A 25,188-nucleotide genomic window follows, 5' to 3' on the forward strand; every position below is an offset into this window, starting at 1 on the left:
GGCCGCCCGCGCCATGGCCCAAGGAGAACTGAAAGCTGCGCGCCTCGCCCCCAGACCCGGCTGAGGCAACATCCGCCCCCGCCCGGAACGGCTTTCTCTCATCATCGTTAGCAGAAGCAGGCTGCCCCCATACGGCAGCAAGGGCACAAATTGTGGCCAAGGTTCGGAAAAACTCGGTCTTTTTAACCATCGGCATATAGTTCTGCCTTCTTGAAAGCGCCTTGCAGCGCACAGCCCCTGCGTCCCTCTATAGCAATTAATGATTAAAATTTCGTTCCAAAAAGCGCGCGACCGTTAACCAAATGCTTCAAAAGCAGCAAAAAAACACAAGCGCCCGCCAAAGTTGACGGCGGGTTTTGCGGTCTCACCTTTCCAGTGATGCGCCTCTGCCAGTTTCTGTGAAAAATGTGTCGCTTTTTTCACCCTGGTCGCATTCGGACAAGAAACGCCGCAAACGCGTGGCAAACTTACGCGAAAGAAATGGGAGCCAGCATGCAGGAAGAACGCAGCCTAGTCAGCCTCATCTGCCGCACCATCGGTGCAGCGCGGGGCCGCGCAGCCCGGGGCCGGCCGCACTGAGTTGAAAGTTTCAGTATTTCAACGACATCTCCCAAAAGGCTCAAACCATGAACGACCAAGCCTCCCCCACCCGCGCCGCCCGCAGCGGCGGCCGGAATGCACGGCGCGCAGCGCGCGCTGCCGCCCTGCCAGAGCATCTGCGTCCGGTCCGCCCCGGCATGGAATCCACTGCGCTGAAAATGCTCAGCCAGGCGGATATGGAGAAAATCCACGAGGCCGCCCTTACCGCGCTGGAAGAAATCGGCCTCGCCGATGCGCCGCAAAGCGGTATCGACTACCTGACCGCCGCGGGCTGCATCCTGGGCGACGACGGCCGCATCCGATTCCCCCGCGCGCTGGTCGAGGACACCATCGCCAAGGCAAACCGCTCCGTCACGCTCTACAGCCGCGACGGCAAGAATGATCTGCAGCTGTCCGGCGGCCGGGTCCACTACGGCACAGCGGGTGCTGCTGTCAGCGTGGTGGATGTGGAAGGCAAGACCTACCGCGATTCCACCGTGCAGGACCTGCATGATGCCGCCCGCATCTGCGATCAGCTCGACAACATCCATTTCGTTCAGCGTCCGATGGTCTGCCGCGACATTCCCGACAACCTGGAAATGGACCTGAACTCCATCTATGCCACCACCGCCGGCACCACCAAGCATGTCGGCGTGTCCTTCACCGAGCCGGACTTTGTGAAACCTGGCCTGGAACTGCTGCACATGATTGCCGGCGGCGAAGATAAATGGCGTGAGCGCCCGTTTGTCTCCAACTCCAACTGCTTTGTCGTTCCGCCGATGAAATTCGCCACCGAATCCTGTGAAGTGATGGAGGAATGCATCAAGGGCGGCATGCCGGTGCTGCTGCTGTCGGCCGGGATGGCTGGCGCCACTGCGCCGTCGACAATTGCCGGGGCGATCACCCAGGCGGTTGCGGAATGCCTCGCCGGCTTGGTTTATGTAAACGCCGTAAAGCCTGGTGCCCCTGCGATTTTCGGCACCTGGCCGTTTGGCCTCGATCTGCGCACCGGTGCGATGTCCGTCGGCTCCGGCGAGCAGGCCCTGCTGACTGCCGGCTGCGCCCAGATGCACAAGTTCTACGATCTGCCGGGCGGTGCAGCAGCGGGCGCCTCGGACTCCAAACTGCCGGACATGCAGGCCGGCTGGGAACAGATGTGCTCCGCCGTCATGGCCGGCCTGTCGGGACTCAACATGGTCTATGAAGCGGCCGGGATGCACGCCTCTCTGCTGGGGTTCTGCCTGGAATCGCTGATCCTCGACAACGACCTGCTGGGCCAGGCGCAGCGCTGCGTGCGCGGCATCGAGGTTAATGACGAAACGCTTGCGCTGGACCAGATGCGCGCCACCTGCCTTGGCGGGCCGGGCCACTACCTCGGCACCGATCAGACCCTCGGCCGGATGCAGGTAGATTACGTCTATCCGGATCTTGGCGACCGCACCTCCCCCAAGGAATGGGCGGAACGGGACAAGCCGGACCTGATCGAAAAGGCGGTCGCCAAAAAGGAAAAGATCCTGTCCGAACGCGCCGCCGCCCGGTTTGACGCGGAAACGGACATGGCAATCCGCCAGAATTTCAACATTCACCTGCCCGCCTGACACGGCGCGGACCGAATCTGCAGCGGGCCGGATCTTCCGGCCCGTTTTCATTTGGCGAAGGCCTTCCGATCCGGCAGACCCGCGCTGCCGCGTTTCGAAAAGTTTTCTTAACTTCCGCCTTGAAGCTTTCGACTTTGCAAGTTAACGTATTGTAAAGGCGTTAAAAAACGCAAACCCGCGAGAGCATTCAGGCAATCCAGGCTGCAAAAATTTTCCTGCACACCTGCAAAATCGGAATGCAAATTCACAAGGCCTGTCGGCTTTGCGCAAATCATAAGGCACGTGTACTGCAAAATTGCAGGACGATAGATGCAACTCGCCATCCAAGTGGCGATTTGCGTTTTTATCGGTTGGGAAGCGTTAAAATCGCGCACAACCGCCGATCCTTGCAAAATGCGAGTTGTGCGTTAACTTTTCACTCGGCACCGAAGCACAACCGGCTTGAGAATTCGCTGCATCGGGCGATTGATGCGTTAACCAGGCTTTCGGCGTCCCAAGGTCATTCGAGCACGGGCGGCAGCGCCTTCTTCTTTGCAGAAATCCCAGCCCGGCCTTCCGGTGCAGAAATGCAATTCGATCCTGCAGAAACGCAGCGCGAAGCGGATTCCGCGCTGCTGCTTGGCAATCAGAAAAACGCCTGCAAGCCGGTCTGGGCGCGGCCCAGGATCAGCGCATGGACGTCATGGGTACCCTCGTAGGTGTTCACGGTCTCCAGGTTCACCATATGGCGGATCACGTTGAACTCCAGGCTGATGCCATTGCCGCCGTGCATGTCGCGGGCCATCCGCGCAATCTCCAGCGCCTTGCCGCAGTTGTTGCGCTTGATGATCGAAATCATCTCCGGCGCGGCATTGGCTTCATCCATCAGCCGGCCGACGCGCAGGGACGCCTGCAGGCCCAGGGTGATTTCGGTCTGCATGTTTGCCAGTTTCAGCTGGAACAGCTGGGTGTTGGCCAGCGGCCTGCCGAATTGTGTGCGGTCCAGCCCGTACTGCCGCGCCGCGTGCCAGCAGGCTTCGGCCGCGCCCATCGCACCCCAGCTGATGCCATAGCGTGCGCGGTTGAGACAGCCGAACGGCCCCTTCAGCCCTTCAACATGCGGCAGCAGCGCGTCCTCGCCGACTTCGACGCCATCCAGAACGATCTCGCCGGTGATCGACGCACGCAGGGAGGCCTTGTTTTCGATCTTTGGCGCGCTGAGGCCTTTCAATCCCTTGTCGAGCACAAAGCCGCGGATCTTGCCGCCATGCGCCTCGGACTTTGCCCAGACCACGAAAACATCGGCGATCGGCGCGTTGGAGATCCACATCTTGGACCCCTTAAGCCTATAGCCCCCTTCAATTTTTTCCGCGCGCGTCTTCATGCTGGCGGGGTCGGAACCAGCATCCGGCTCAGTCAGGCCAAAGCAGCCGATCCATTCGCCGGAGGCCAGTTTCGGCAGGTACTTTTGGCGCTGCTCCTCGCTGCCGTATGCATAGATCGGATACATCACCAGCGAGCTTTGCACCGACATCATCGAGCGGTAGCCGCTGTCGACGCGCTCCACCTCGCGGGCCACCAGGCCATAGGACACATAGCCGCCGCCAAGACCGCCGTATTCTTCGGGGATGGTGGTGCCAAGAAGGCCCATTTCGCCCATCTCGCGGAAAATCTCAGGATCAGTTTCCTCGTTTTCATAAGCACTTAGCACACGCGGCTGAAGTTTCTCCTGGGCATAGGCACGCGCGGAGGCGGAGATCATCCGCTCGTCTTCGGTCAGCTGGTCCTCCAGCTGCAGCGGATCTTCCCAGTTAAAACGGCCCAGATCCGGGGCGTCTTTGGCGCGCAGAGCGGGTTTGTCGGTCATCTTGTCACCTCAATGGTTCGCGATTTGGACAAACCCTAACGGGAGGTGAACGGAAAAAACAGCGAGACTTTCGCAAGAAACCATGACAAACACTCATACATGACAGTACCACGCAAGTTCCTGCCCTCGATTTCCTCTTTGCGCGCCCTGGAGGCGCTGGACCGGCTTGGCAGCGCCTCAGCTGCCGCGGACGAATTGGCGTTGACGCAAGGCGCTGTCAGCCGCCAGCTGCAAACGCTGGAGCGGCAATTGGGGATGGAGCTGGTGCAGCGGGATCAGAAACGGCTGGCCCTGACCACGGAGGCACAGGATTATGCCGCCGAGATCCGCCAGGCGCTGAACCAGATCGTGCAGTCCACCCTGCGGCTGCAGGCGGCACCGCTGGCCGGAACGCTCAACCTAGCCATTCTTCCCGCCTTCGGCATGCGGTGGCTAATGCCGCGGCTGCCGGAGTTTGCCCGCCTGCATCCGGATGTGACGATCAATATGGCCACCCGGCTTGAACCGTTCAACTTCTCCACTGAACCGTTTGATGCGGCAATACATTTCGGGAATGCATCCTGGCCCGGAACGCAGTCGCTGCTGCTGAAGCACGAACAGCTTCTGCCGGTCTGTGCCCCGCAGTTGGTCGAAGGCCGCACAATTGATGGACCTAAAGATATCCTGAAGCTGCCGCTGCTGCATATCCAGACCCGGAGCACCGCCTGGCGGGATTGGTTCGAACAGCACGGCATCGCAGCGGACAAAGAGCTGAGCGGCACAATCTATGATCAATTCGCAACCATTACCCAAGCCGCGCTGCATGGTCTGGGGGTTGCGCTGATGCCGGATTACCTGGTGGAGCAGGATCTGGCGACCGGCCGGCTGGTGGCGCTGCACCCGGAGCCGGTGGAGACCGAAGGCGCCTACTACCTCGTCTGGCCGGAGCGGAAATCAAACGCGCCGGCGCTGACGAAATTCCGCACCTGGCTGGCTGGAAAGGCGCAGCCGGAGGATCCGCTGCCGCGGTGAAAATCAGGGGGTGGCATGCGTGCACCCCCTGTGCACCACTTGTGCACCCTCTGATGCCGGCTCAGCCGAGGGCGTAGCCTGCGCCGCGCACGGTGCGGACCGGATCATCGCCGCCGAACTGGGTCAGCGCCTTGCGCAGGCGGCCGATGTGAACATCGACGGTCCGGGTGTCGACATAGATGTCGCGGCCCCAGACACGGTCGAGCAGTTGTTCGCGGCTCCACACCCGGCCCGGCTTTTCCATGAAGGTTGAGAGCAGGCGGAATTCGGTCGGCCCCAGCTTCAGCGGGTTGTCGGCGCGGCTGACCTTGTGGGTTTCCGCATCCAGAACGATGTCATCGTATTCCAGCCGCACCCCGACGGTGGAGGGCCTCACACGCCGCAGCTGGCTGCGCACGCGGGCCATCAGTTCAACCACCGAATAGGGTTTCACCACATAGTCATCGGCGCCGGTTTCCAGCCCGCGCACCTTGTCCACTTCCTCGGACCGGGCCGACAGCATGATCACAGGGATGTTGCGGGTCTCGGAACGGGTCTTGAGGCGGCGGCAAACCTCGATCCCGCTGAGGTTGGGCATCATCCAGTCGAGGATAATGATATCGGGCATATCCTCTTCCACTACAAGCAGCGCTTCCTCGCCGTGTTCGGCACGGAGCACGCGGAACCCGTCGGCTTCGAGGTTGTAGGCCAGCACTTCCCGCTGCGCCATTTCGTCTTCTACAACCAGGACAGTGGGCTGATCGGCAGCCATTGGTCAGATCTCCTGCGGTGTGGTCGAGGTCGTGTCCGCTTTCTTGCGGTCTTCCTCCGGCTTTTCGCCGGTCACCAGATAGATCACCTGTTCGGCAATCGCGGTCACGTGGTCGCCCATGCGCTCGGTGTTTTTTGCAATGAAATGCAGGTGCATACAGGCCGAAATGTTGCGCGGGTCCTCCATCATGTGGGTGAGGAACTCGCGGAACAGGGCATTGTACATCTGGTCCACATCCCGGTCGCGGGCGATCACGTCGGCTGCCAGTTCGACATCCCGCTGAATATAGGAATCCAGCGCGTCCTTCAGCATCCGCTCCACCTCGCGCGCCATCCGGCGCAGCGCGGCGGCGCCTTCGCTGATATTGGGGCCCTGGGCCAGAACACCGGTGCGCTTGGCCATGTTTTTCGCATAGTCGCCAATACGTTCCAGGTTGCCGGCAATCTTCATCACCGACAGCACCAGCCGCAGATCGGAGGCAGCGGGCGAGCGCAGCGCGATCAGGCGGGCGGTTTCCTCGTTGATCAGCTCTTCCAGCGCGTCGATGGCCTTGTCGCCCTGGCGCACGGTCAGCGCCAGTTCCTCGTCCCGGGTTTCCAGCGCGCGGGCGGCCTCGCGGATGGCGTCCTCGACCAGACCGCCCATCTTCATGATCTGCGCTTGAATGGCCTCCAGATCGCGGTCGAATGCAGATGCAATATGCTGTGCAGACATTTGATTTTCCTTAAAATCAGCCGATCCGGCCGGTGATGTAGCTTTCGGTGCGCGGATCTTCGGGGTTGGTGAAGATCGTGCCGGTGTGGCCGAACTCAACCAGGCTGCCGAGATGGAAGAACGCGGTTTTCTGGCTGACCCGGGCGGCCTGCTGCATCGAGTGGGTGACGATCACCACCGAATACTGGCTGCGCAGCTCGTCGATCAGCTCCTCCACCTGGGCGGTGGCGATGGGGTCGAGTGCCGAGCAGGGTTCGTCCATCAGCAGCACCTCGGGTTCGGTGGCCACCGCACGGGCAATGCACAGACGCTGCTGCTGGCCGCCGGACAGGCCGGTGCCGGGGGCGTCCAGGCGGTCCTTCACCTCATCCCAGATGGCACCGCGGCGCAGGGATTTCTCCACGATTTCATCCAGTTCCGCCTTGTTCTTCGCCAGGCCGTGGATGCGCGGGCCATAGGCCACATTGTCGTAGATCGACTTGGGGAACGGGTTCGGTTTCTGAAATACCATGCCGACCTTGGCGCGCAGCTGCACAGGGTCAACGCGCTTGTCATAGATGTCCTCGCCGTCCAGCAGGATGTCGCCCTTCACCTTGCAGGTGCTGATGGTGTCGTTCATCCGGTTCAGGCAGCGCAGGAAAGTCGACTTGCCGCAGCCGGAGGGGCCGATGAAGGCGGTGACGGTATTGTCCTCAATCTCGACATTCACGTCTTTGATCGCGTGGGTGTCGCCGTAGTAGACGTTCACATCCTTGGCGGCGATTTTGATTTTCTGAGTGTCCACGGTCTTATCCATCAAGGTCATGTCGTTCATTACTATGCCCCTTTTACCAGCGGCGTTCAAAGCGGCGGCGCAGGATCACCGCGAGGGTGTTCATGGTCACCAGGAACAGGAGTAGGATGATGATGCCGCCCCAGGCGCGCTCATAGAACGCGGGGTCGGCGCGTTTGGCCCATTCGTAGATCTGGGCAGGCATGGCGGAGTTCGGCGCCAGCAGGCCGTCGGCAATTGTTTCCGGCGCGTTGGAGGCGATGAAGCCGACCATGCCGATCAGCAGCAGCGGAGCGGTTTCCCCCAGCGCCTGCGCCAGCCCGATGATGGTGCCGGTCAGGATGCCCGGCGCGGCCAGCGGCAGCACATGATGGAACACCGCCTGCATTTTCGATGCCCCGACTCCCAGCGCGGCGTCGCGGATCGACGGCGGCACCGCCTTCAGCGAGGCGCGGGTGGAGATGATGATGGTGGGCAGGGTCATCAGCGTCAGCACCAGGCCGCCCACCAGCGGCGCCGAGGTCGGCAGGTGCATGTAGTTGATGAACACCGCAAGGCCGAGGATGCCGAACACGATCGACGGAACCGCGGCGAGGTTGGAGATGTTCACCTCGATCATGTCGGTGAGCCAGTTCTGCGGCGCAAACTCCTCGAGGTAGATCGAGGCGGCCACGCCGATCGGCAGCGCCAGCGCCAGCACCACCAGCATCATGAACAGCGAACCCAGCATGGAGACGCCGATACCGGCTGCTTCGGGGCGGGCGTCGGATGCATCCGCACCGGTGATGAAATCAAGGTTGAAGGTCTTTTCCAGCACCCCGGCTGCGGCCAATGCATCAACAAGACCAAGCTGTTCGGCTGAGATGTTCTTGTCGTTGACGATGCTGTCGCGGGTCACGCGGCCCTTCAGGTAGCCGTCCACGCGGCTGGAGGCGAGGAAGCGGAACTCCACCGTCTGGCCGATCTGGTCCGGGTTGGCGATCACGTAGTCGCGCAGCTGGGCGGCGACATCCTTGGACAGGATGCCGGCCAGTTCCTTGGCCTTGAGGCTGGTTTCGATGCCATACTCGGCGACCGCAGCCTCCATCGCGCCCTTGATGATCGGGGCATAGCCGAAGGTGGTGACCTTCTTGATGTCCTCGATGTTGCGCTCGCCCTTCTTGTCGAGCTTGCTTTCCAGCAGTTCGACTTCGAGGGTGACGAAAGTCTGCTGAAAGGCACCGGTGCCCTTGCCGACGATCGTGGTCACCAGGATCAGCAGCATCACAAGGCCTGCAGCGATGGCAGCGATGCCGTAGGCGCGGAAGCGCTTCTCGGCAGCATTGCGGCGCTTGGTGCGCGGGGTCTGTTCCAGCAGCGAGCCGCCGTGTTTGCGGGGCTCCGGTGCGGCGCCTGCGGGGGATTGGCTGAGGTCAGTCATTATTCGTACTGCTCCCGGTATTTGCGCACAATGTAGAGCGCCAGGACGTTCAGGCCGAGGGTCAGGACAAACAGCGTCAGGCCCAGGGCAAAGGCAACCAGCGTTTCCGGGCTGGCAAAGTCGGTGTCGCCGGTCAGCTGGCTGACGATGCGGGTGGTGATGGTGGTCATCGACTCCAGCGGATTGGCAGAGAACTTGGCAATCGCCCCTGCCCCCATCACCACGATCATGGTCTCGCCGATGGCGCGCGAGGCGGCCAGCAGAACCGCGCCGACGATGCCCGGAAGCGCGGCCGGCATCACCACCTGGCGCACGGTTTCGGATTTGGTCGCGCCGAGCCCCAGAGAGCCGTCGCGCAACGCCTGCGGCACCGCGTTGATGATGTCATCGGACAGGGAGGAGACGAAGGGGATCAGCATGATGCCCATCACCAGCCCTGCGGTCAGCACCGAGGTTGCGCCTGCCATCCACTCGACCCCCAGGAACCCGCCTTTGGCAAAGAGGCTGGCCAGCGCCGGGCCAACGGTCAGCAGCGCAAACAGGCCGTAGACGATGGTGGGAATGCCCGCGAGGATCTCCAGCAGCGGCTTGGCAAAGGAGCGCACCGCGCCGCTGGCGTATTCCGACAGGTAAACGGCGGCAAACAGGCCGACGGGAACCGCAACCAGCAGAGCAATGAAGGAGATGTAGAGCGTGCCCCACAAGAGCGGCAGGATCGACAGTTCGCTGCCGCCGCGGAAATTTGGCGCCCAGGTGGAGCCGAAGAAGAAATCGGTCCAGGAGTGCAGGCCGAAGAAGTTCTCGGTTTCAAACAGCATCGACAGGACGATGCCGATGGTGGTCAGGATCGCCAGCGAGGCCGCCATGATCAAGAGCGCCAGCACCGCGCGCTCCACCACGTTGCGGGCGCGGAAATCCTTGTGGATGCGGCTGTAGGCCCAGGCAAAGCCGCCAAGCGACAGCAGGGCCACCACGGCGGTCATCGCGGCCCGGCCGGTGTTCGACAGGTTGCGGTAGGCCTGGGCGGCATTCAGCACTTCCGGGCGCACATCGTCGCCCAGGGCCACGCCCACCTCGCCCATCAGGGCGCGGATGTCCTGCTCGCCGCCAGCCACATTGCGGGCCTCGCGGGCCGTCAGAAGCCCCTGCTCCACCGCCAGGTCCAGCCCTTCGGCCACCCGGCGCACGTCGCTCATCACAAGGCCAATGGTGGAATTTTCCGGAACCGCCTCTGCTGGGATCATGCCGGAGACGCGGGTCTCGATGAACATCGGCTGGGCCAGCAGCCAGATGGCCAGTGCCGCGATGGCCGGAACAAAGGCGGCCAGGGCAACGTGGTAGCCATAATAAGAAGGCAGTGAGTGAAGGTCTTTGACGTTGCCCGCAGCGGAGGCAATCGCGCGGCGGCGGCCGCCGAAATAGCCGGCAGCGGAAAGCGCAAGCAGGAGGGCAACAAGCCAGAAAGTGGGCATGAAAAGCTCCGGTTTTGGCGGTGGTGTTTCGGCTGCGGCAGCCCTGCCGCGGAAAATAAGAGCCGGGGCGGATTGTTCCGCCCCGGCGAGGTTCAGATCACGCGCGGGGCGATCAGGAGTTGCCGCCCATCACAGCTTCGCTGGCAACCGCTTCCTGGGTGTCTGCCAGTTCCGGGTCAGCCACCAGGCCGTATTCGGCCAGCGGGCCGTCTTCACCGGCAACCTCATCCGCGACGAAGAATTCAGCGTATTCCTTGAGGCCCGGGATCACACCGATGTGGGCCTTCTTGATGTAGAAGAACAGCGGGCGGGACACCGGGTATTCGCCGGTTGCGATGCTTTCGGTGGAGGGCACAACGCCGGACATGGTGGCAACCTGCAGCTTGTCGGTGTTGTTCTCGTAGAAAGCCAGGCCAAAGACGCCGATGCCGTCCTTGTTGCTTTCGATACGGGCCAGGGTCTCGGTGTAGTCGCCGTCGATGTCGACCGACTTGCCGTCGGTGCGCAGGGCGATGCAGGCTTTCTCGGCAGCTTTCTCGTCGCCGCCGTTGGCTTCCTTGAAGGCTTCAAAGGCGCCGGTTTCCTCGCAGCCAGCCAGGATCACCTTGTCTTCGAACACTTCACGGGTGCCGTGCTTGGTGCCCGGAATGAAGGCCTGGATGTCCACGGCCGGGAAATCGGCGTTCACGTCGGCCCAGGTGGTGTTCGGGTTGTCGGCCAGCGCGCCGTCAACCAGCACCTTGTCGGACAGCGCCAGGAACCAGTCGGCCGGGGTGAATTCGAAAGCGTTGGCATTGATGTCGGAGGCAAAGACGATGCCGTCATAACCGATGCGGACTTCGATGATGTCGGTCACGCCGTTTTCGGCGCAAGCGGCGATTTCCTTGTCCTTGATCTTGCGCGAGGCGTTGGCGATGTCGATGGTGTTTTCACCGACGCCCTCGCAGAAACGCTTGAGACCGGCGGAGGAGCCGCCGGATTCCACAACCGGGGTCGGGAAGTCGAAGTTCTCGCCAAAGGCTTCTGCCACGATGGAGGCGTAGGGCAGAACGGTGGACGAACCGGCAACCTGCACCTGATCGCGCGCGGCGGCTGCGGTGGCGGAAACGGCGGAAATCGCCAGGGCGGAAGCGGTCAGTTTCACAAAGGACATTTGTGTCTCCAAGAGTTTCAAAGTTCGATCACCCCGTGATGATCTTGCCGCCTCTCCTAGAAGCTGCTGATGAGGCTTTTGTGACATGAGTGTAACAGCTGCATGACAAACCGGGTTTCTGCGGAAAAAATACTGACACAAAACGGCACTGCCGCCGCGGGAAAATCCGGCGGCGGCAGTGTCTCGTCCAGAAACCAGGGGCTGGTTATTCCGGCAATATCACTGTGAAAACAGATCCTTGCCCCAGCTCGCTTTCAACCCGGAGCCGTCCGCGGTGGCGGTTGACGATGTGTTTTACAATCGCCAGCCCCAGCCCGGTGCCGCCCATCTCGCGCGAGCGGTGGCTGTCGGCGCGGTAGAAGCGCTCTGTCAGCCGCGGCAGGTGGACAGGGTCGATTCCCGGGCCGTTGTCGATCACCTGGACGCGGGCAGCGGGCGCGCGCACCGCCAGGTCGCGGCCGGTGAAGCTGAGCACCACACGAACCTGGTCGCCGCCGTATTTCACCGCGTTTTCCACCAGATTGGTGAAGACCTGCTGCAGCTGGTCGGGGTCGCCGGTGACAAACACGGGGTCGTCCGGCGCCTCCAGCGTCATCGTGGCGCCGCGGGCCTCAGCCACCGGCGCCAGTGTCTTGAGCGTGGAGGCCAGATGCCCGGACAGGTCCACCTTCTCCTTGGGGCGCACCCGCTCCTCGCTTTCCACGCGGTTGAGGGACAAGAGATCCCCGACCAGGCGGTTCATCCGGCTGGCTTCGCCCTCCATGATGGTCAGAAACCGGTCGCGCGCTTTTGCGTCGTCCCTGGCCGGTCCGCGCAGGGTTTCGATGAAACCGATGAGAGCGGTCAGCGGCGTGCGCAGCTCATGGCTGACATTGCCGACAAAGTCGCGGCGCATCTGGCTGGCCTGCTCGCGTTCCGTAATGTCATCAAAACAGGCCAGCACGGCGCCGCCGCCGACGGCACCGATACCCGGCACATAGCGCAGGGTGACGGTGAAGGTGGTGTCCTGGGCGCCGTCATTGGACAGATGCCGCGCGGTGCGGGCCTCGCGGTCGCGCAGGCAGCCCTCGATGGCAGTGGCAACGCTGGGCTGGCGCAGGATGGTCGCGAAATGACGGCCCTTGACCCCCTGCCCCAATAGCGCAGCGGCGCCGCTGTTCACGGCGATGAAACGCTCTGTCTGGTCCACCAGCACGGCGGGCAGCGGGATGGCTGCCAGGAATCCGTCAATCAGCTCCGTCGTCATCTGGTCCCCGCAGTTGAGAGTCCGGCCTGAGTACCGCCGCCGTGTAAATCTAATATGGCAAGGCCAGCGCAGCCGTCCGCCGCCCAAGGCCCAGGCTACAGCGGCTTCAGCTCTGCCCGGAAGCGGCGCATGTTGTCCTGGTAGAGCAGCGCGCTTTGGGTGAGTTTTTCAGCCAGCGCCGCATCCACCTCGCGCACCACCTTGCCGGGGCTGCCCATCACCAGGGAGTTGTCGGGGATTTCCTTGTTCTCGGTGATCAAGGCCCCGGCCCCGATCAGGCAGTTCTTGCCGATCTTCGCACCGTTCAGGATGGTGGCGCCCATGCCGACCAGGGTGTTTTCGCCAATGGTGCAGCCGTGCAGCATTGCCTTGTGGCCGATGGTGCAGTTCCTGCCGATGGTCAGCGGATAGCCCGCATCGATGTGCATCACCACGTTTTCCTGCACATTGGTGCCTTCGCAGATGCGGATTTCCTCGTGGTCGGCGCGGATGGTGACGCCGAACCAGACAGAGGATCCCGCCTCCATCACCACCTTGCCGATCAGGTTGGCATCGGGGGCCACCCATGTGTCTTCGTGGATCTGCGGCTGGTGCCCGCCAAGAGCGTAAAGGGTCATGACTGTTCCTCGAACTGGGTTTGCAGGGCGCGCACATGCTCCTGCAGCTTGGGCTGCTGGATGCGGCGCATGCGCTCGGCCTCGACGATGGTCTTCAGCTTGGCCTCGGTCTCGTCCAGATCATCGTTGACCAGAACGTAATCATAATAGCCCCAGTGGCTGATCTCATCCCAGCTTTTCATCATCCGCTTGGAGATCACCTCGGCGCTGTCCTGAGCCCGGGTTTCCAGGCGGCGGCGCAGTTCCGTGATCGAGGGCGGCAGGATGAAGATCGACAGCGCGTGCTTGCCCAGATCGGAGTTGCGGATCTGGATCTCGCCCTGCCAGTCCACATCGAACAGCACATCCTGGCCGGCCTCGATAGTGTCCTTCACCGGGCCGGCGGGCGAGCCATAGAAATTGCCGAAGACGTGGGCATGCTCCAGCATCTGCCCTTCGGCGACCTGCTGTTTGAAGGCTTCTTCGGACATGAAGTAGTATTCGCGTCCGTGCTCCTCTCCCGGGCGCGGCGCGCGCGTGGTGGCAGAAACCGAGAACTTCAGGCCCGGGTCCCAGGCCATCAGGCGGCGGGCCAGGGTGGATTTGCCTGCGCCCGAAGGCGATGAGAGGATGATCAAAAGGCCGCGGCGGTCCGCCATCTGGGCACTCCTTTTCTTATTCTATGTTCTGCACCTGCTCGCGCATCTGGTCGATCACGGTTTTCAGCTCAAGCCCTACCGCCGTCAAGCCGCTGTTCTGGGCTTTTGAGCAGAGCGTGTTGGCCTCGCGGTTGAATTCCTGCATCAGGAAGTCGAGCTTGCGGCCCACCGCGCCGCCCTTGACCAGCAGATCGCGCGCGGCGGCGACGTGGGCGCCAAGACGGTCAAGTTCTTCAGTCACATCCGCCTTGACCGCAATCAATGCCAGCTCCTGCGCCACACGGTCCGGATCGGCACCGTCGGCGTTGTCCATGACGCGGGCCAGGTTGGCCTTCAGCGTTTCGGCCATCTTCGCCTTGCGCTCGTCCGCGCGCTCTGCCGCCAGGGCGGTCAGGGCCGCGACCTGCTCCAGCTGGCCGTTAAGGATTACGGCAAGCGCAGCCCCCTCGGCCTCGCGCATCTGCACGAATTCCGCCACAAGGGTTTCCAGTTCCTTGCCGAGCGCAGCAACCAGCGGCGCCGGATCATCGTCGCCCGCGGACTGTTCCAGCACGCCCTTGAAGGACAGAAGCTCAGCCGCCGAGGCCGCACGCACCTCCACCCGGTTCTGCTTGGCCATGGACTGCGCCTCTCCCAGCGCCTTGACCACCGATTGCAGAACAGCGGTGTTGACCTGCACCTGGCCGGCGCTGTCTTCGGTGCGGGTGATCCGCAGGGTCAGCGATACATTGCCCCGCGCCAGCGCCTTGGCCAGAGCAGCGCGTGTGTTGTTTTCAAGCCCTTCCAGCCAGTCCGGCACCCGGAGCCGCAGATCCAGCCCCTTGGCGTTGACCGAGCGGAGTTCCCAGCTCCAGCTGTGCTGATCGGAACTGCCCTGCGCCGAGGCAAAGGCGGTCATGCTGCGGATGGTCATGCGGATGGCCCTCTTTTCGCTGGTGATTGGTCTGCTCTACTGTCTGGAAAGTACAGGGTGCAAGCGCATTTGCAAAAACACCCCCGCGCAAGGGCGTTAACCATTGCTTTAAGATTTAGTCCAAATTTGAATTAGATTGTGTCATCTTAACTTCAGGGTAACCAAACCGGCCCTAAGTCTTAAGGCAGCAAGGAGCTGCACAGGATCTTCGGGATGGCCGGCTTTGCAGGGGATAATGAGATGATTTTTGGCAGCCGCAGTGGCCGTGGCCTGCCCGGCGGGCAGGAAAACGTCGTATCGATAAGCCGCTTCCGCAAAGGCGGCGCGCTGTCGCCGCTCCGCCAGGCTGAGGCCTATTGGACTGCGCTGCGCCGCGGCGATGATGTTCCGAGCCGGTCGCAGATCGATCCGCGCGGGCTGGAAAACATCCTGAGCAACACCTTCATTCTGGAGCGCATCGCACCCGGGATCGCCCGGTTCCGCCTGGCCGGTTCGCTGGTCAACGAGATGGCCGGAATGGAAGTGCGCGGAATGCCGGTAACCGCCTTCTTCACCGCTGACGCCCGCAAGCAGCTGAGCAATGCGATGGAGCATATGTTCGAAACCCCGGCGGTTGTGGAACTGGGGCTTCAGATCGAAGCACCGCGCCAGAAGGCGCCGCGCGCAGCACGCATGCTGCTGCTGCCGCTGCGCAGCGACCTGGGAGATATCAGCCGGGTGCTCGGCATCCTGGTGGCGGATGAGGGAACAGCAGCCACTTCGCAGCGGTTCTCAATCACCTCGATCGAGATGCGCGCAGTGGGCAGTTCCGCAGGGTCTGCCGCCTTCAAGGCCAAGCCGCGGGAAGAGGCGGAGCCGGAGCAGACCGGCGTCAACCAGCCGAACCCGGGTTTTGCAGAGACACAGGCGCGGTTCAAGCCGGAGCGGTCGCTGCTGGAGGAAGCCAGGGCATTGCTGGACCGCAGCCGTGCGGAGCGCGCGGATGAGAAGCTGCAGGCAGACGAACCTTCCTCCGCCAAACGAAGCGGCGCACCGCATCTGCGGCTGGTGATCAGCCGCGACTGACCGCTGCTGGCGGCAGCCCGGCTGCCGCATACGATTTTGCATTCAAGTACAAGGTCATAGCACTTGAATTGACTGCGCCCCGAGGGAGAACCCCGGGGCGCTTCTTTTTTCAGCGATTCATTCTGCAAGAGGCCGCGCGCCCAGGCGGTGCGCGGCCTGCCCCGGATCAGCCGGCCTGACGGGCGGACTGGCTTGCACGCAGGGCGGACAGTTCCTCAGCCACCAGGAAGGCCAGCTCCAGCGACTGGCTGGCATTCAGGCGCGGGTCGCAGGCGGTGTGGTAGCGGTCGCTCAGGTCTTCTTCGGTAACCGCGCGCACGCCGCCGGTGCATTCGGTCACGTCCTGGCCGGTCATCTCGAAGTGCACGCCGCCCGGGATGGTGCCCTCGGCCTTGTGCACGCCGAAGAAGTCGCGCACTTCGCGCAGAACGCTTTCGAAGGGGCGGGTCTTGTAGCCGGTGGAGGATTTGATGGTGTTGCCGTGCATCGGGTCGCAGACCCAGGTGACATTGGCGCCCTCTTCCTTGACCGCCTTGATCAGGCGCGGCAGATGCTCGCCCGCCTTGCCGGCGCCGAAGCGGGCGATCAGGGTCAGTTTGCCCTCTTCGTTTTCCGGGTTCAGGCGCGCCATCAGCACCTTCAGGTCCTCGGCGGTGGTGGTCGGGCCGCATTTGAGGCCGATCGGGTTCAGCACGCCGCTGCAGAATTCCACATGGGCGCCGTCCGGCTGCCGGGTGCGGTCGCCGATCCAGATCATATGGCCGGAACCGGCCAGCCATTTGCCGGAAGTGGAGTCGAGGCGTGTCAGCGCCTCTTCATACTCCAGCAGCAGGCTTTCGTGGCTGGTGTAGAATTCCACGGTGGAGAATTCATGGGTGGTGTCGGCGTTGATCCCGGCGGCCGCCATGAAGTCGATGGTGTCCTGAATGCGGGTCGCGATCTCGCTGTATTTCTGGACTTCCTGCTCGTCGGTGAAGCCCAGGGTCCAGGAGTGCACCCGGCTCATGTCGGCAAAGCCGCCGGTGGAGAAGGCGCGCAGCAGGTTCAGGGTTGCGGCGGCCTGGGTATAGGCCTGCAGCATTTTCTGCGGGTTCGGGATGCGGGCATCGGGTGTGAACGCCAGTTCATTGATGATGTCGCCGCGGTAGCTGGGCAGTTCCACCCCATCAACGGTCTCGGTCGGCGCGCTGCGCGGCTTGGCGAACTGGCCGGCCATGCGGCCCACCTTCACAACCGGCACCTTGGCGCCGTAGGTCAGCACCATCGCCATCTGCAGCATCACCTTGAAGGTGTCGCGGATCGCATCGGCGCTGAACTGGTCAAAGCTTTCGGCGCAGTCGCCGCCCTGCAGCAGGAACGCCTCGCCGCGCCCGGCTGCCCCCAGGTGCTGTTTCAGCCTGCGCGCTTCGCCGGCAAAGACCAGCGGAGGGTATTTGGAAAGCTGAGCCTCGACAGCGTTCAGCGCTGCCGCATCCGTGTAGTCCGGCATCTGAACCCGCGGCTTGTTGCGCCAGTCCGATTTTTGCCATTCGCTCATGACTTTATCTCCGCATCAGAGGTCTTTAGAATATGTTGTGTGCTCTATACAAAATCCGCTGGGGGGAGGCCAGTTTAGAATTGCGGCCACTTGACCCCGGGTCCAAGCTGTGAGCACGGTTTTCCGACTTGCTGCGGAGCGTGCTTTCGCGGCCTGACGACTGTTTCTTGAAGGACGTGCCACATGCAGACGCCACGCAAGCCTGCTGTTTCTGGAATAGCCACCGGCCAGCCGAAGAGGTACGTTTTTGTACTCTTGGACAAATTCACCCTGCTTTGCTTTTCGGCCGCTATGGAATCGCTGCGGATCGCAAACCGGATGGCGGGGCGCGAGCTTTACACCTGGACCGTGGTCGGTGAAGGCGGCGAAACCGTAAGCTGCTCCGCCGGCACTGTGTTCCAGCTGGACTCCGATCTGGGCGAGCTGCAGCGCGACGACTCGATCATGGTCTGCGGCGGCATTGATGTGCAGGACGCCTCCACCAAGAAAGTTCTGTCCTGGCTGCGCCGCGAGGCCCGCAAGGGGCTGATGGTCGGCGGTCTGTGCACCGCGTCCTACACTTTGGCCAAGGCAGGCCTGCTGGATGGCAAGCGTGCGACGATCCACTGGGAAAACGCCGACAGCTTCGGCGAGGAGTTCGACGAGGTTGAGCTGGCGAAATCGGTGTTTGTCATCGACGGCAACCGGCTGTCGACGGCCGGCGGCACCTCCTCGATCGACCTGATGCTCAAGCTGATTGCAAACGACCACGGCGAGGATCTGGCAAATTCAGTGGCGGACCAGCTGATCTATTCCTCGATCCGCACCGACCAGGACACCCAGCGGCTGTCGATCCCGACCCGCATCGGGGTGCGCCATCCCAAACTGTCGATGGTGATCCAGATGATGGAAGCCAATATCGAAGAGCCGATCAGCCCGTCGATACTGGCGCAGGATGTGGGCATGTCCACCCGCCAGCTGGAGCGCCTGTTCCGCCGCTACCTGAACCGCTCGCCCAAGCGCTATTACATGGAGCTGCGGCTCCAGAAGGCGCGCAACCTGCTGATGCAGACGGACATGAGCGTGATCAACGTGGCGCTGGCCTGCGGCTTTGCCTCGCCGTCGCATTTCTCCAAATGCTACCGCGCCCATTACGACACCACCCCCTACCGCGAGCGCGGCAGCAAGGCGGCGGCGTATAAGACGTGACGGCCGCGGCCCTCGCCCTGGCTAGCGGGAAATCCTGAAAACCGCCCCTTCGCCCTCCGAGGCGAACCAGATGCTGCCATCGGGCGCCTCCTGCACATCGCGGATGCGCCCGGTTGCTTTGCCGCGCAGTTGCTCGGCCTCCTTCAGCGGCGCCCCGGAAAGCCGGGAGATATAGTCGAACTTGAGCGAGCCGACAAAGATATCGCCGCGCCACTCAGGCCACATCCGGCCGGAATAGATCATCATGCCGGACGGCGCCATGGAGGGGTCCCAGTACCATTCTGGCTGTTCCATCCCGGGCAGCGCGGTGCCCGCACCGATTTTGGCACCGGAGTAATGGCGGCCGTAGGAGATCACCGGCCAGCCGTAATTGGCCCCCTTGCGGACCCGGTTCACCTCATCGCCGCCCTTGGCGCCATGTTCCGCCACCCACAGGTTGCCCTGCAGATCCAATGCCATGCCTTGCGGATTGCGGTGGCCATAGGACCAGATCTCCGGCTGCGTGTCCTTGTGGCCGGCAAAGGGATTGCCGGCCGGCACTGTACCGTCTCTGTTAACCCTTACCACGGACCCTTGGTGCAGCCGCAGGTCCTGGGCGCTGGGCCGGTCGCCGCGTTCCCCCAGCGAAACAAACAGGGTTCCGTCACGCGCCTCGACCACGCGGGAGCCGAAATGCCGCCCGCCCCTGGATCCGGGCGCGGCCTCGAACAGCATACGCAGATCCGTCAGCGAGGCATTGTCCCGGCTGAGGCGGCCGGCGGCCAAGGCGGTGCCTGCGCCGCGCCCCTGGCGCTTGGCGAAAGTCAGGAAGACCTCGCGGCTGGTTTGAAAGTCCCGCGGCACCATGACATCCAGCAGCCCGCCCTGCCCCTCCGCCGCCACGGCGGGCGTGCCGCGGACCTGATTCTTTTTCCCGTCTCTTACGTAAAAAAGCACGCCGTCACGCTCTGTCACCAGGAAACCGCCGCCGGGCAGAAAGGCAAAGCCCCAGGGAACGTCAAACCCGCCGGCCATCTTGGTGACATGCAGCCGGCCAAGGCTGCTGTTCATGGTATCCGCCTGAACTGTCTTCGAAAACGGCAGCAGCAGAAGCGCAGCCGTCAAAATGAGTAACCGATGCAACATTTCCGCTTCCCCTTTTGTTACTTTAAGCTTAAATTAAACTCAGCTCCGCAGCTCATAACCTGATAATAGCGGAGAAAAACGGGACGGACTCTTTGCTATCTCACGCCTCAACAGGACTTTTCTTTTCCAGACGGCTTGCCTAGGGTCCGATGTGAACATTTTTGTTCCAACAATGGGAGTTCTCAAATGAAGAAACTGCTGATGGCCACCGCGGCCGCTGCGCTGACTGCTGGCACCGCATATGCCGGCGGCCATGCCAAGGAAGTGAAACTGGGCGTGCTGTTCGGCTTCACCGGCCCGATTGAATCGCTGGCCCCTGCCATGGGCGACGGCGCCGAGCTGGCCATGGAAGAAGTCACCAAATCCGGCAAGCTGCTGGACAGCGCCACCGTGACCCCGGTCCGCGCCGACACCGGCTGCATCGATAACGGCCTGGCTGTCGCAAACGGCGAAAAGCTGGTGGCTGAAGGCGTGAACGGCATCATCGGCGGCGACTGCTCCGGCGTGACCGGCGCCATCCTGCAGAACGTGGCGATCCCGAACGGCATGGTGATGATCTCTCCGTCCGCAACCTCGCCCGGCCTGTCGACCATGGAAGACAACGGCCTGTTCTTCCGCACCTCGCCGTCGGACGCACGCGAAGGCCAGGTGATGGCCGAGATCCTGAAAGAGCGCGGCATCAACTCGATCGCCCTGACCTACACCAACAACGACTATGGCAAGGGCCTGGCGGACGCGATCCAGTCCTCGTTCGAGGAAGTCGGCGGCGAAGTCACCATCGTGACCGCGCATGAAGACGGCAAGGGCGACTACTCCGCAGAAGTCGGCGCGCTGGCATCGGCCGGCGGCGATGTGCTGGTTGTGGCGGGCTACCTGGACCAGGGCGGCCTGGGCATCATCCAGGGCGCGCTGGATTCCGGTGCGTTTGAAACCTTCGGCCTGCCCGGCGGCATGATCGGCGACAGCCTGCCCGCAAACGTTGGCGCAGACCTGGACGGCTCGTTCGGCCAGATCGCGGGCTCCGACAGCAAGGGCGCGGAAATCTTTGCTGAAATGGCAAAAGAGCGCGGCTTTGACGGCACCTCGGCCTACGCGTCCGAATCCTATGACGCAGCGGCGCTGTTCCTGCTGGCCATGCAGGCCGCCAACTCCACCAACCCGGCGGATTATGTCGGCAAGATCCTGGAGGTGGCAAACGCCCCGGGCGAGCCGATCAACCCCGGTGAGCTGGGCAAGGCGCTGGAAATCCTCGCCGCTGGCGGTGACATCGACTATCAGGGCGCAACCGGCGTTGAGCTGATCGGCCCGGGTGAGAGCGCAGGCTCCTACCGCGAGATCGAAGTGAAGGACGGCAAGAACGAAACCCTTCGCTTCCGCTGATAAGCATCTGAAAAGCAACCAAGATAGGTCAGCCCGGGTTCCGCCCGGGCTGTTCTAAATTAAAAACGCCGCGAAAACGCGGCAGGGGATGAAATGACATGATCGTCGTCGAGGACTTGCACAAGCACTTCGGCGGGTTCCACGCGGTTGACGGCGCCTCGCTGGAAATCGCCAAGGGGTCCATAACCGGTTTGATCGGCCCGAACGGTGCCGGGAAAACCACTCTTTTCAACGTTATCGCAGGCGTGCTTGAACCGACCTCAGGCCGGGTCACCATGGACGGTGAGGACATCACCGGCCTGCCGCCGCATGAGCTGTTCCACAAGGGGCTGCTGCGCACCTTCCAGATCGCGCATGAGTTCTCCTCGATGACGTGCCGGGAAAACCTGATGATGGTGCCGGGCGCGCAATCGGGCGAGACGCTGTGGAACACCTGGTTCGGCCGCAAGCGGATCGCCGACGAGGAACGCGCGCTGCGGGCCAAGGCTGATGAAGTGCTGGAGTTCCTGACCATCAGCCACATCGCGGACCTGAAGGCAGGCCAGGTCTCCGGCGGCCAGAAGAAACTGCTGGAGCTGGGCCGCACCATGATGGTGGACGCCAAGATCGTCTTCCTTGACGAGGTTGGCGCCGGCGTGAACCGTACCCTGCTCTATACCATCGCCGACGCGATCAAGCGCCTCAATGAGGAGCGCGGTTACACCTTCGTCGTGATCGAGCACGACATGGAATTCATCGGCCGCCTGTGCGACCCGGTGATCTGCATGGCCGAAGGCAAGAAGCTGGCCGAAGGCACCCTGGACGAGATCAAGGCAAACGAGCATGTGATCGAGGCCTACCTGGGCACCGGTCTGAAAAACAAAGACAAGCTGGAGGCGGACGCATGAGCGACAACCCCTACCAGGACGATCACGGCAACAAGGATGCCTCGATCACCAATGTGAAAGGCATCGGCACGATGCAGCCGGCCCATCTGAAAAGCGGCCCCACGCACAAGGTCGAGGGCGGCCCGTTCCTGATCGGCGACACCATGACCGGCGGCTACGGCAAGGGTCCGGACATCCTGCATGACTGCACCATCGCCGTCGACAAGGGCGAGATCGCGGTCATCGTCGGCCCCAACGGCGCGGGCAAATCGACCGCGATGAAGGCGGTGTTCGGGATGCTGAACGTGCGCTCCGGCGCCGTCCGCCTGGACGGCGAGGACATCACCCAGCTCACCCCGCAGGACCGGGTGGTCAAAGGCATGGGATTTGTGCCGCAGACCAGCAACATCTTCACCTCGATGACGGTCGAGGAGAACCTGGAGATGGGCGCCTTTATCCGCACCGATGATTTCCGGGACACGATGGAGCAGGTCTATGATCTGTTCCCGATCCTTCGCGACAAACGCAACCAGCCCGCGGGCGAGCTGTCCGGCGGCCAGCGCCAGCAGGTGGCCGTGGGCCGCGCGCTGATGACCAAGCCCAAGGTGCTGATGCTGGACGAACCGACTGCGGGCGTCTCCCCCATCGTGATGGATGAGCTGTTCGACCGCATCATCGAGGTCGCCCGCACCGGGCTGCCGATCCTGATGGTGGAGCAGAACGCCAAGCAAGCGCTTGAGATCGCGGACAAAGGCTATGTTCTGGTGCAGGGGCGCAATGCCTATACCGGCACTGGCAAGGAGCTGCTGGCCGATCCCGAAGTGCGCAAATCTTTCCTGGGGGGCTGATAGATGGATCTTCTCAACGCCCTCGTGGCGCTTACCAACTTTGTTATCGTCCCCGGCCTGGCCTATGGCAGCCAGCTGGCGCTTGGCGCGCTGGGGGTGACGCTGATTTACGGCATCCTGCGGTTCTCGAACTTTGCCCATGGCGACACCATGGCGTTCGGCGCAATGGTCACCATCCTGTTCACCTGGCTGTTCCAGTCGGTTGGCCTGAGCGCAGGGCCGCTGCCGACCGCGCTGCTGGCGCTGCCGTTCGGCATTCTGGGCACCATTGCGCTGGCGCTGGTCACTGACCGGACCGTCTACCGGTTCTATCGCCAGCAAAAGGCGAAGCCGGTGATCTTCGTCATGGTCTCGCTCGGTGTGATGTTCATGATGAACGGCATCGTGCGTTTCATCATCGGGCCGGGCGATCAGCGCTTCACCGATGGCGAGCGCTTCGTGATCTCGGCGCGGACCTTCAAGAAGCTCACCGGTCTGCAGGAAGGCCTGGCGATCAAGACCACAGAAGCGCTGACCGTGATCACTGCGGTGATCGTGGTGGCGGTGCTGTTCTGGTTCCTGAACAAGACCCGCACCGGCAAATCCATGCGCGCCTACTCGGATAACGAGGATCTGGCGCTGCTGTCGGGCATCAACCCGGAGCGCGTGGTGATGTACACCTGGATGATCGTGGCGGCACTGGCGACCATTGCCGGGGTACTCTATGGCCTCGACAAGTCGTTCAAACCCTTCACCTACTTCCAGTTGCTGCTGCCGATCTTTGCCTCCGCCATCGTGGGTGGTCTTGGCAACCCGATCGGTGCCATTGCCGGCGGTTTCATCATCGCCTTCTCCGAAGTGACGATCACTTATGCCTGGAAGAAGGTTCTGAACTACTCCCTGCCGGACAGCCTGGCACCTGACGGGCTGGTTCAGCTCCTCAGCACCGACTACAAGTTCGCGGTCTCCTTCGCGATCCTGATTGTCGTCCTCCTGTTCAAGCCTACCGGCCTTTTCAAAGGGAAAGCGGTATGACCGAGACCATGAAACATACCCTTCTTTTCGTCTTTGTCGGTGTGATGATCCTGCTGGAAGGCATGACCGACTTCTTGTTCTTCTCCGGTTCCTGGAACTCGGCGCTGGTGATCCTGAACATGGGGCTGATCTCCGCCATCATGGCCATCGGGGTGAACATCCAGTGGGGCTTTGCCGGGCTGTTCAACGTCGGCATCATGGGCTTTACCGCGCTTGGCGGTCTGGCCGTGGTGCTGGTGTCCACGCCGGTGATCCCGGCGGCCTGGTCGTCGGGCGGCGTCAGCATCGTGATGGCGCTGGTGATGGGCGCGCTGACCGTTGTGGCCGCGGTGATGATCACCAAGTTCATGCCGGCAGGCAAACTGCGTGCGCTGGTTCTGGCCGTTGTGCTGATCGCGGGTTTCTTCGTCTACCGGGCGATCTTCGATCCGGCGGTGGGTTCGGTCGAGGCGATCAACCCCGCGCTGCAGGGCAATATCGGCGGCCTGGGCCTGCCGGTGCTGCTGGCCTGGCCCGCTGGCGGCCTGCTGGCGGCCGGTGCCGCCTGGCTGATCGGCAAGACTGCCCTGGGCCTGCGCTCGGACTACCTGGCGATTGCCACCCTCGGCATTGCCGAAATCATCATTGCAGTCCTGAAGAACGAGGACTGGCTGTCGCGCGGCGTGAAGAACGTCGTCGGTCTGCCGCGCCCGCTGCCCTATGAGGTGGACCTGCAAAGCGATCCGTCCTTTGTGGAGCGCGCGGCCAGCTGGGGCATGGACCCGGTCACCGCCTCCACCGTCTATGTGAAGGCGGGCTATGCGCTGATGTTCACCGTGGTGCTGCTGGCGCTTCTGTGGATGGCGCAAATGGCACTGAAAAGCCCCTGGGGCCGGATGATGCGCGCGATCCGCGACAACGAGACCGCGGCAGAGGCGATGGGCAAGGATGTGACCCGCCGCCACCTGCAGATCTTCGTGCTCGGCTCCGCCATCTGCGGCATTGCCGGTGCGATGATGACCACGCTGGACAGCCAGATGACGCCGGGCACCTACAACCCGCTGCGCTTCACCTTCCTGATCTGGGTGATGGTGATTGTCGGCGGTTCCGGCAACAACTTCGGCGCGGTGCTGGGCGGCATGCTGATCTGGTTCTTCTGGATCAAGGTGGAGCCGATGGGCATCCTGCTGATGGAACTGGTCACTTCCGGCATGGCCGACGGCAGCGCGCTGAAGGCGCATCTCTTGGAAAGCGCCTCGCACATGCGGCTGTTTACCATGGGGCTGATCCTGCTTCTGGTGCTCAGGTTCAGTCCGCGCGGGCTGATCCCCGAAAAGTAAAACGGCAAGGGCCCTGACCAAACGGCCTCCGGTCAGGGCCTGGCCTCCCTTGCGGCGCCTCAGTGCAACAGGACCGCCGCAATTTCCCCGCAGCATTGAACGCCCAAGCTTTGCCC

General features: G+C 62.7%; 22 protein-coding genes. 9 read left to right on the top strand and 13 right to left on the bottom strand.

What is annotated here, in order from left to right:
• Window positions 1-626 precede the first annotated feature (626 nt).
• Entirely contained in the window at window positions 627-2,177 is a 1,551-nt protein-coding gene (locus LHL23_RS00695) for a trimethylamine methyltransferase family protein (RefSeq protein ID WP_222475729.1), read from the top strand.
• A gap of 625 nt (window positions 2,178-2,802) precedes the next feature.
• Here the strand turns inward: LHL23_RS00695 and LHL23_RS00700 are convergent.
• The gene (locus LHL23_RS00700; protein WP_226428433.1) at window positions 2,803-4,023 is read right to left on the bottom strand and encodes an acyl-CoA dehydrogenase; all 1,221 of its coding nucleotides are present in this window, start codon (window positions 4,021-4,023) and stop codon (window positions 2,803-2,805) included.
• 99 nt (window positions 4,024-4,122) lie between these two features.
• On the opposite strand from LHL23_RS00700, the gene LHL23_RS00705 reads away from it, so the two are divergent.
• Window positions 4,123-5,034, top strand: coding sequence for a LysR family transcriptional regulator (locus tag LHL23_RS00705; RefSeq protein WP_226428434.1), 912 nt, complete (start codon window positions 4,123-4,125; stop codon window positions 5,032-5,034).
• Window positions 5,035-5,095: 61 nt separating this feature from the next.
• Here LHL23_RS00705 and phoB read toward each other — a convergent pair whose 3' ends face one another.
• The 10 genes from phoB to LHL23_RS00755 form a co-directional block, all read right to left on the bottom strand.
• Window positions 5,096-5,785 (bottom strand): phosphate regulon transcriptional regulator PhoB, encoded by a 690-nt coding sequence (gene phoB / locus LHL23_RS00710; RefSeq protein ID WP_222475721.1) that lies wholly within the window; start codon window positions 5,783-5,785, stop codon window positions 5,096-5,098.
• Window positions 5,786-5,788: 3 nt separating this feature from the next.
• Window positions 5,789-6,499, bottom strand: coding sequence for a phosphate signaling complex protein PhoU (gene phoU / locus LHL23_RS00715; RefSeq protein ID WP_226428435.1), 711 nt, complete (start codon window positions 6,497-6,499; stop codon window positions 5,789-5,791).
• A gap of 16 nt (window positions 6,500-6,515) precedes the next feature.
• Window positions 6,516-7,313 (bottom strand): phosphate ABC transporter ATP-binding protein PstB, encoded by a 798-nt coding sequence (gene pstB / locus LHL23_RS00720; protein ID WP_222475717.1) that lies wholly within the window; start codon window positions 7,311-7,313, stop codon window positions 6,516-6,518.
• A gap of 13 nt (window positions 7,314-7,326) precedes the next feature.
• Window positions 7,327-8,691, bottom strand: coding sequence for a phosphate ABC transporter permease PstA (gene pstA, locus LHL23_RS00725; RefSeq protein WP_226428436.1), 1,365 nt, complete (start codon window positions 8,689-8,691; stop codon window positions 7,327-7,329).
• Window positions 8,691-10,163 (bottom strand): phosphate ABC transporter permease subunit PstC, encoded by a 1,473-nt coding sequence (pstC, locus tag LHL23_RS00730; RefSeq protein WP_226428437.1) that lies wholly within the window; start codon window positions 10,161-10,163, stop codon window positions 8,691-8,693. The genes pstA and pstC overlap by 1 nt, the downstream gene beginning before the upstream one ends.
• A 112-nt stretch (window positions 10,164-10,275) precedes the next feature.
• Entirely contained in the window at window positions 10,276-11,316 is a 1,041-nt protein-coding gene (locus LHL23_RS00735) for a substrate-binding domain-containing protein (protein ID WP_226428438.1), read from the bottom strand.
• Between the two features lie 205 nt (window positions 11,317-11,521).
• Window positions 11,522-12,562, bottom strand: a complete 1,041-nt coding sequence (locus LHL23_RS00740) for a sensor histidine kinase (protein ID WP_226428439.1) — start codon at window positions 12,560-12,562, stop codon at window positions 11,522-11,524.
• 95 nt (window positions 12,563-12,657) lie between these two features.
• The gene (locus LHL23_RS00745) at window positions 12,658-13,179 is read right to left on the bottom strand and encodes a gamma carbonic anhydrase family protein (protein ID WP_226428440.1); all 522 of its coding nucleotides are present in this window, start codon (window positions 13,177-13,179) and stop codon (window positions 12,658-12,660) included.
• Window positions 13,176-13,817 carry a guanylate kinase gene (gene gmk / locus LHL23_RS00750; RefSeq protein WP_226428441.1) on the bottom strand — a complete coding sequence of 214 codons (642 nt, stop codon included), beginning with the start codon at window positions 13,815-13,817 and terminating at the stop codon, window positions 13,176-13,178. Before gmk ends, LHL23_RS00745 begins: the two co-directional genes overlap by 4 nt.
• 16 nt (window positions 13,818-13,833) lie before the next feature.
• Window positions 13,834-14,730 (bottom strand): YicC/YloC family endoribonuclease, encoded by an 897-nt coding sequence (locus LHL23_RS00755; RefSeq protein WP_222476284.1) that lies wholly within the window; start codon window positions 14,728-14,730, stop codon window positions 13,834-13,836.
• Window positions 14,731-14,970: 240 nt separating this feature from the next.
• Here LHL23_RS00755 and LHL23_RS00760 point away from each other — a divergent pair, with 240 nt between their 5' ends.
• Entirely contained in the window at window positions 14,971-15,795 is an 825-nt protein-coding gene (locus LHL23_RS00760; RefSeq protein ID WP_226428442.1) for a PAS domain-containing protein, read from the top strand.
• A 166-nt stretch (window positions 15,796-15,961) separates the two neighbouring features.
• On the opposite strand, the gene LHL23_RS00765 is transcribed toward LHL23_RS00760, so the two are convergent.
• A complete protein-coding gene (locus LHL23_RS00765; RefSeq protein ID WP_226428443.1) occupies window positions 15,962-17,332 on the bottom strand; it encodes a class II 3-deoxy-7-phosphoheptulonate synthase in 1,371 nt (456 codons plus the stop codon).
• A gap of 183 nt (window positions 17,333-17,515) precedes the next feature.
• On the opposite strand from LHL23_RS00765, the gene LHL23_RS00770 reads away from it, so the two are divergent.
• Window positions 17,516-18,520: a GlxA family transcriptional regulator gene (locus LHL23_RS00770; protein WP_222475703.1), complete on the top strand. Its 1,005-nt coding sequence runs from the start codon at window positions 17,516-17,518 to the stop codon at window positions 18,518-18,520.
• A gap of 21 nt (window positions 18,521-18,541) precedes the next feature.
• On the opposite strand, the gene LHL23_RS00775 is transcribed toward LHL23_RS00770, so the two are convergent.
• Window positions 18,542-19,645 (bottom strand): PQQ-dependent sugar dehydrogenase, encoded by a 1,104-nt coding sequence (locus LHL23_RS00775; RefSeq protein ID WP_413229460.1) that lies wholly within the window; start codon window positions 19,643-19,645, stop codon window positions 18,542-18,544.
• A gap of 186 nt (window positions 19,646-19,831) precedes the next feature.
• Here LHL23_RS00775 and LHL23_RS00780 point away from each other — a divergent pair, with 186 nt between their 5' ends.
• The 5 genes from LHL23_RS00780 to LHL23_RS00800 all read left to right on the top strand — a co-directional run bounded on the left by LHL23_RS00780 (window position 19,832) and on the right by LHL23_RS00800 (window position 25,072).
• Complete coding sequence (locus LHL23_RS00780) at window positions 19,832-21,025, top strand: ABC transporter substrate-binding protein (protein ID WP_174146976.1); 1,194 nt, start codon at window positions 19,832-19,834, stop codon at window positions 21,023-21,025.
• A gap of 98 nt (window positions 21,026-21,123) precedes the next feature.
• On the top strand, window positions 21,124-21,912 hold the full coding sequence (locus LHL23_RS00785; RefSeq protein WP_027237606.1) for an ABC transporter ATP-binding protein: 789 nt from the start codon (window positions 21,124-21,126) through the stop codon (window positions 21,910-21,912).
• The gene (locus LHL23_RS00790; RefSeq protein WP_222475701.1) at window positions 21,909-22,739 is read left to right on the top strand and encodes an ABC transporter ATP-binding protein; all 831 of its coding nucleotides are present in this window, start codon (window positions 21,909-21,911) and stop codon (window positions 22,737-22,739) included. Before LHL23_RS00785 ends, LHL23_RS00790 begins: the two co-directional genes overlap by 4 nt.
• A 3-nt stretch (window positions 22,740-22,742) precedes the next feature.
• Window positions 22,743-23,753: a branched-chain amino acid ABC transporter permease gene (locus LHL23_RS00795; RefSeq protein WP_222475699.1), complete on the top strand. Its 1,011-nt coding sequence runs from the start codon at window positions 22,743-22,745 to the stop codon at window positions 23,751-23,753.
• The gene (locus tag LHL23_RS00800; RefSeq protein WP_226428445.1) at window positions 23,750-25,072 is read left to right on the top strand and encodes a branched-chain amino acid ABC transporter permease; all 1,323 of its coding nucleotides are present in this window, start codon (window positions 23,750-23,752) and stop codon (window positions 25,070-25,072) included. Before LHL23_RS00795 ends, LHL23_RS00800 begins: the two co-directional genes overlap by 4 nt.
• Window positions 25,073-25,188: the final 116 nt, after the last annotated feature.

It is taken from the genome of Leisingera sp. McT4-56 (genome assembly GCF_020514995.1).
Classification (GTDB): domain Bacteria; phylum Pseudomonadota; class Alphaproteobacteria; order Rhodobacterales; family Rhodobacteraceae; genus Leisingera; species Leisingera aquaemixtae_A.

What these genes read in the sequence shown, in the direction of transcription:
- phoU (WP_226428435.1), bottom strand. Translation starts at nt 6,499, where the DNA reads ATGTCTGCACAGCATATTGCATCTGCATTCGACCGCGATCTGGAGGCC.
- pstA (WP_226428436.1), bottom strand. Translation starts at nt 8,691, where the DNA reads ATGACTGACCTCAGCCAATCCCCCGCAGGCGCCGCACCGGAGCCCCGC.
- LHL23_RS00770 (WP_222475703.1), top strand. Translation starts at nt 17,516, where the DNA reads ATGCAGACGCCACGCAAGCCTGCTGTTTCTGGAATAGCCACCGGCCAG.
- LHL23_RS00745 (WP_226428440.1), bottom strand. Translation starts at nt 13,179, where the DNA reads ATGACCCTTTACGCTCTTGGCGGGCACCAGCCGCAGATCCACGAAGAC.
- LHL23_RS00790 (WP_222475701.1), top strand. Translation starts at nt 21,909, where the DNA reads ATGAGCGACAACCCCTACCAGGACGATCACGGCAACAAGGATGCCTCG.
- LHL23_RS00785 (WP_027237606.1), top strand. Translation starts at nt 21,124, where the DNA reads ATGATCGTCGTCGAGGACTTGCACAAGCACTTCGGCGGGTTCCACGCG.
- pstB (WP_222475717.1), bottom strand. Translation starts at nt 7,313, where the DNA reads ATGAACGACATGACCTTGATGGATAAGACCGTGGACACTCAGAAAATC.
- LHL23_RS00755 (WP_222476284.1), bottom strand. Translation starts at nt 14,730, where the DNA reads ATGACCATCCGCAGCATGACCGCCTTTGCCTCGGCGCAGGGCAGTTCC.
- LHL23_RS00800 (WP_226428445.1), top strand. Translation starts at nt 23,750, where the DNA reads ATGACCGAGACCATGAAACATACCCTTCTTTTCGTCTTTGTCGGTGTG.
- LHL23_RS00760 (WP_226428442.1), top strand. Translation starts at nt 14,971, where the DNA reads ATGATTTTTGGCAGCCGCAGTGGCCGTGGCCTGCCCGGCGGGCAGGAA.
- LHL23_RS00740 (WP_226428439.1), bottom strand. Translation starts at nt 12,562, where the DNA reads ATGACGACGGAGCTGATTGACGGATTCCTGGCAGCCATCCCGCTGCCC.
- LHL23_RS00695 (WP_222475729.1), top strand. Translation starts at nt 627, where the DNA reads ATGAACGACCAAGCCTCCCCCACCCGCGCCGCCCGCAGCGGCGGCCGG.
- LHL23_RS00705 (WP_226428434.1), top strand. Translation starts at nt 4,123, where the DNA reads ATGACAGTACCACGCAAGTTCCTGCCCTCGATTTCCTCTTTGCGCGCC.
- gmk (WP_226428441.1), bottom strand. Translation starts at nt 13,817, where the DNA reads ATGGCGGACCGCCGCGGCCTTTTGATCATCCTCTCATCGCCTTCGGGC.
- LHL23_RS00765 (WP_226428443.1), bottom strand. Translation starts at nt 17,332, where the DNA reads ATGAGCGAATGGCAAAAATCGGACTGGCGCAACAAGCCGCGGGTTCAG.
- LHL23_RS00795 (WP_222475699.1), top strand. Translation starts at nt 22,743, where the DNA reads ATGGATCTTCTCAACGCCCTCGTGGCGCTTACCAACTTTGTTATCGTC.
- LHL23_RS00775 (WP_413229460.1), bottom strand. Translation starts at nt 19,645, where the DNA reads ATGTTGCATCGGTTACTCATTTTGACGGCTGCGCTTCTGCTGCTGCCG.
- pstC (WP_226428437.1), bottom strand. Translation starts at nt 10,163, where the DNA reads ATGCCCACTTTCTGGCTTGTTGCCCTCCTGCTTGCGCTTTCCGCTGCC.
- LHL23_RS00700 (WP_226428433.1), bottom strand. Translation starts at nt 4,023, where the DNA reads ATGACCGACAAACCCGCTCTGCGCGCCAAAGACGCCCCGGATCTGGGC.
- phoB (WP_222475721.1), bottom strand. Translation starts at nt 5,785, where the DNA reads ATGGCTGCCGATCAGCCCACTGTCCTGGTTGTAGAAGACGAAATGGCG.
- LHL23_RS00735 (WP_226428438.1), bottom strand. Translation starts at nt 11,316, where the DNA reads ATGTCCTTTGTGAAACTGACCGCTTCCGCCCTGGCGATTTCCGCCGTT.
- LHL23_RS00780 (WP_174146976.1), top strand. Translation starts at nt 19,832, where the DNA reads ATGAAGAAACTGCTGATGGCCACCGCGGCCGCTGCGCTGACTGCTGGC.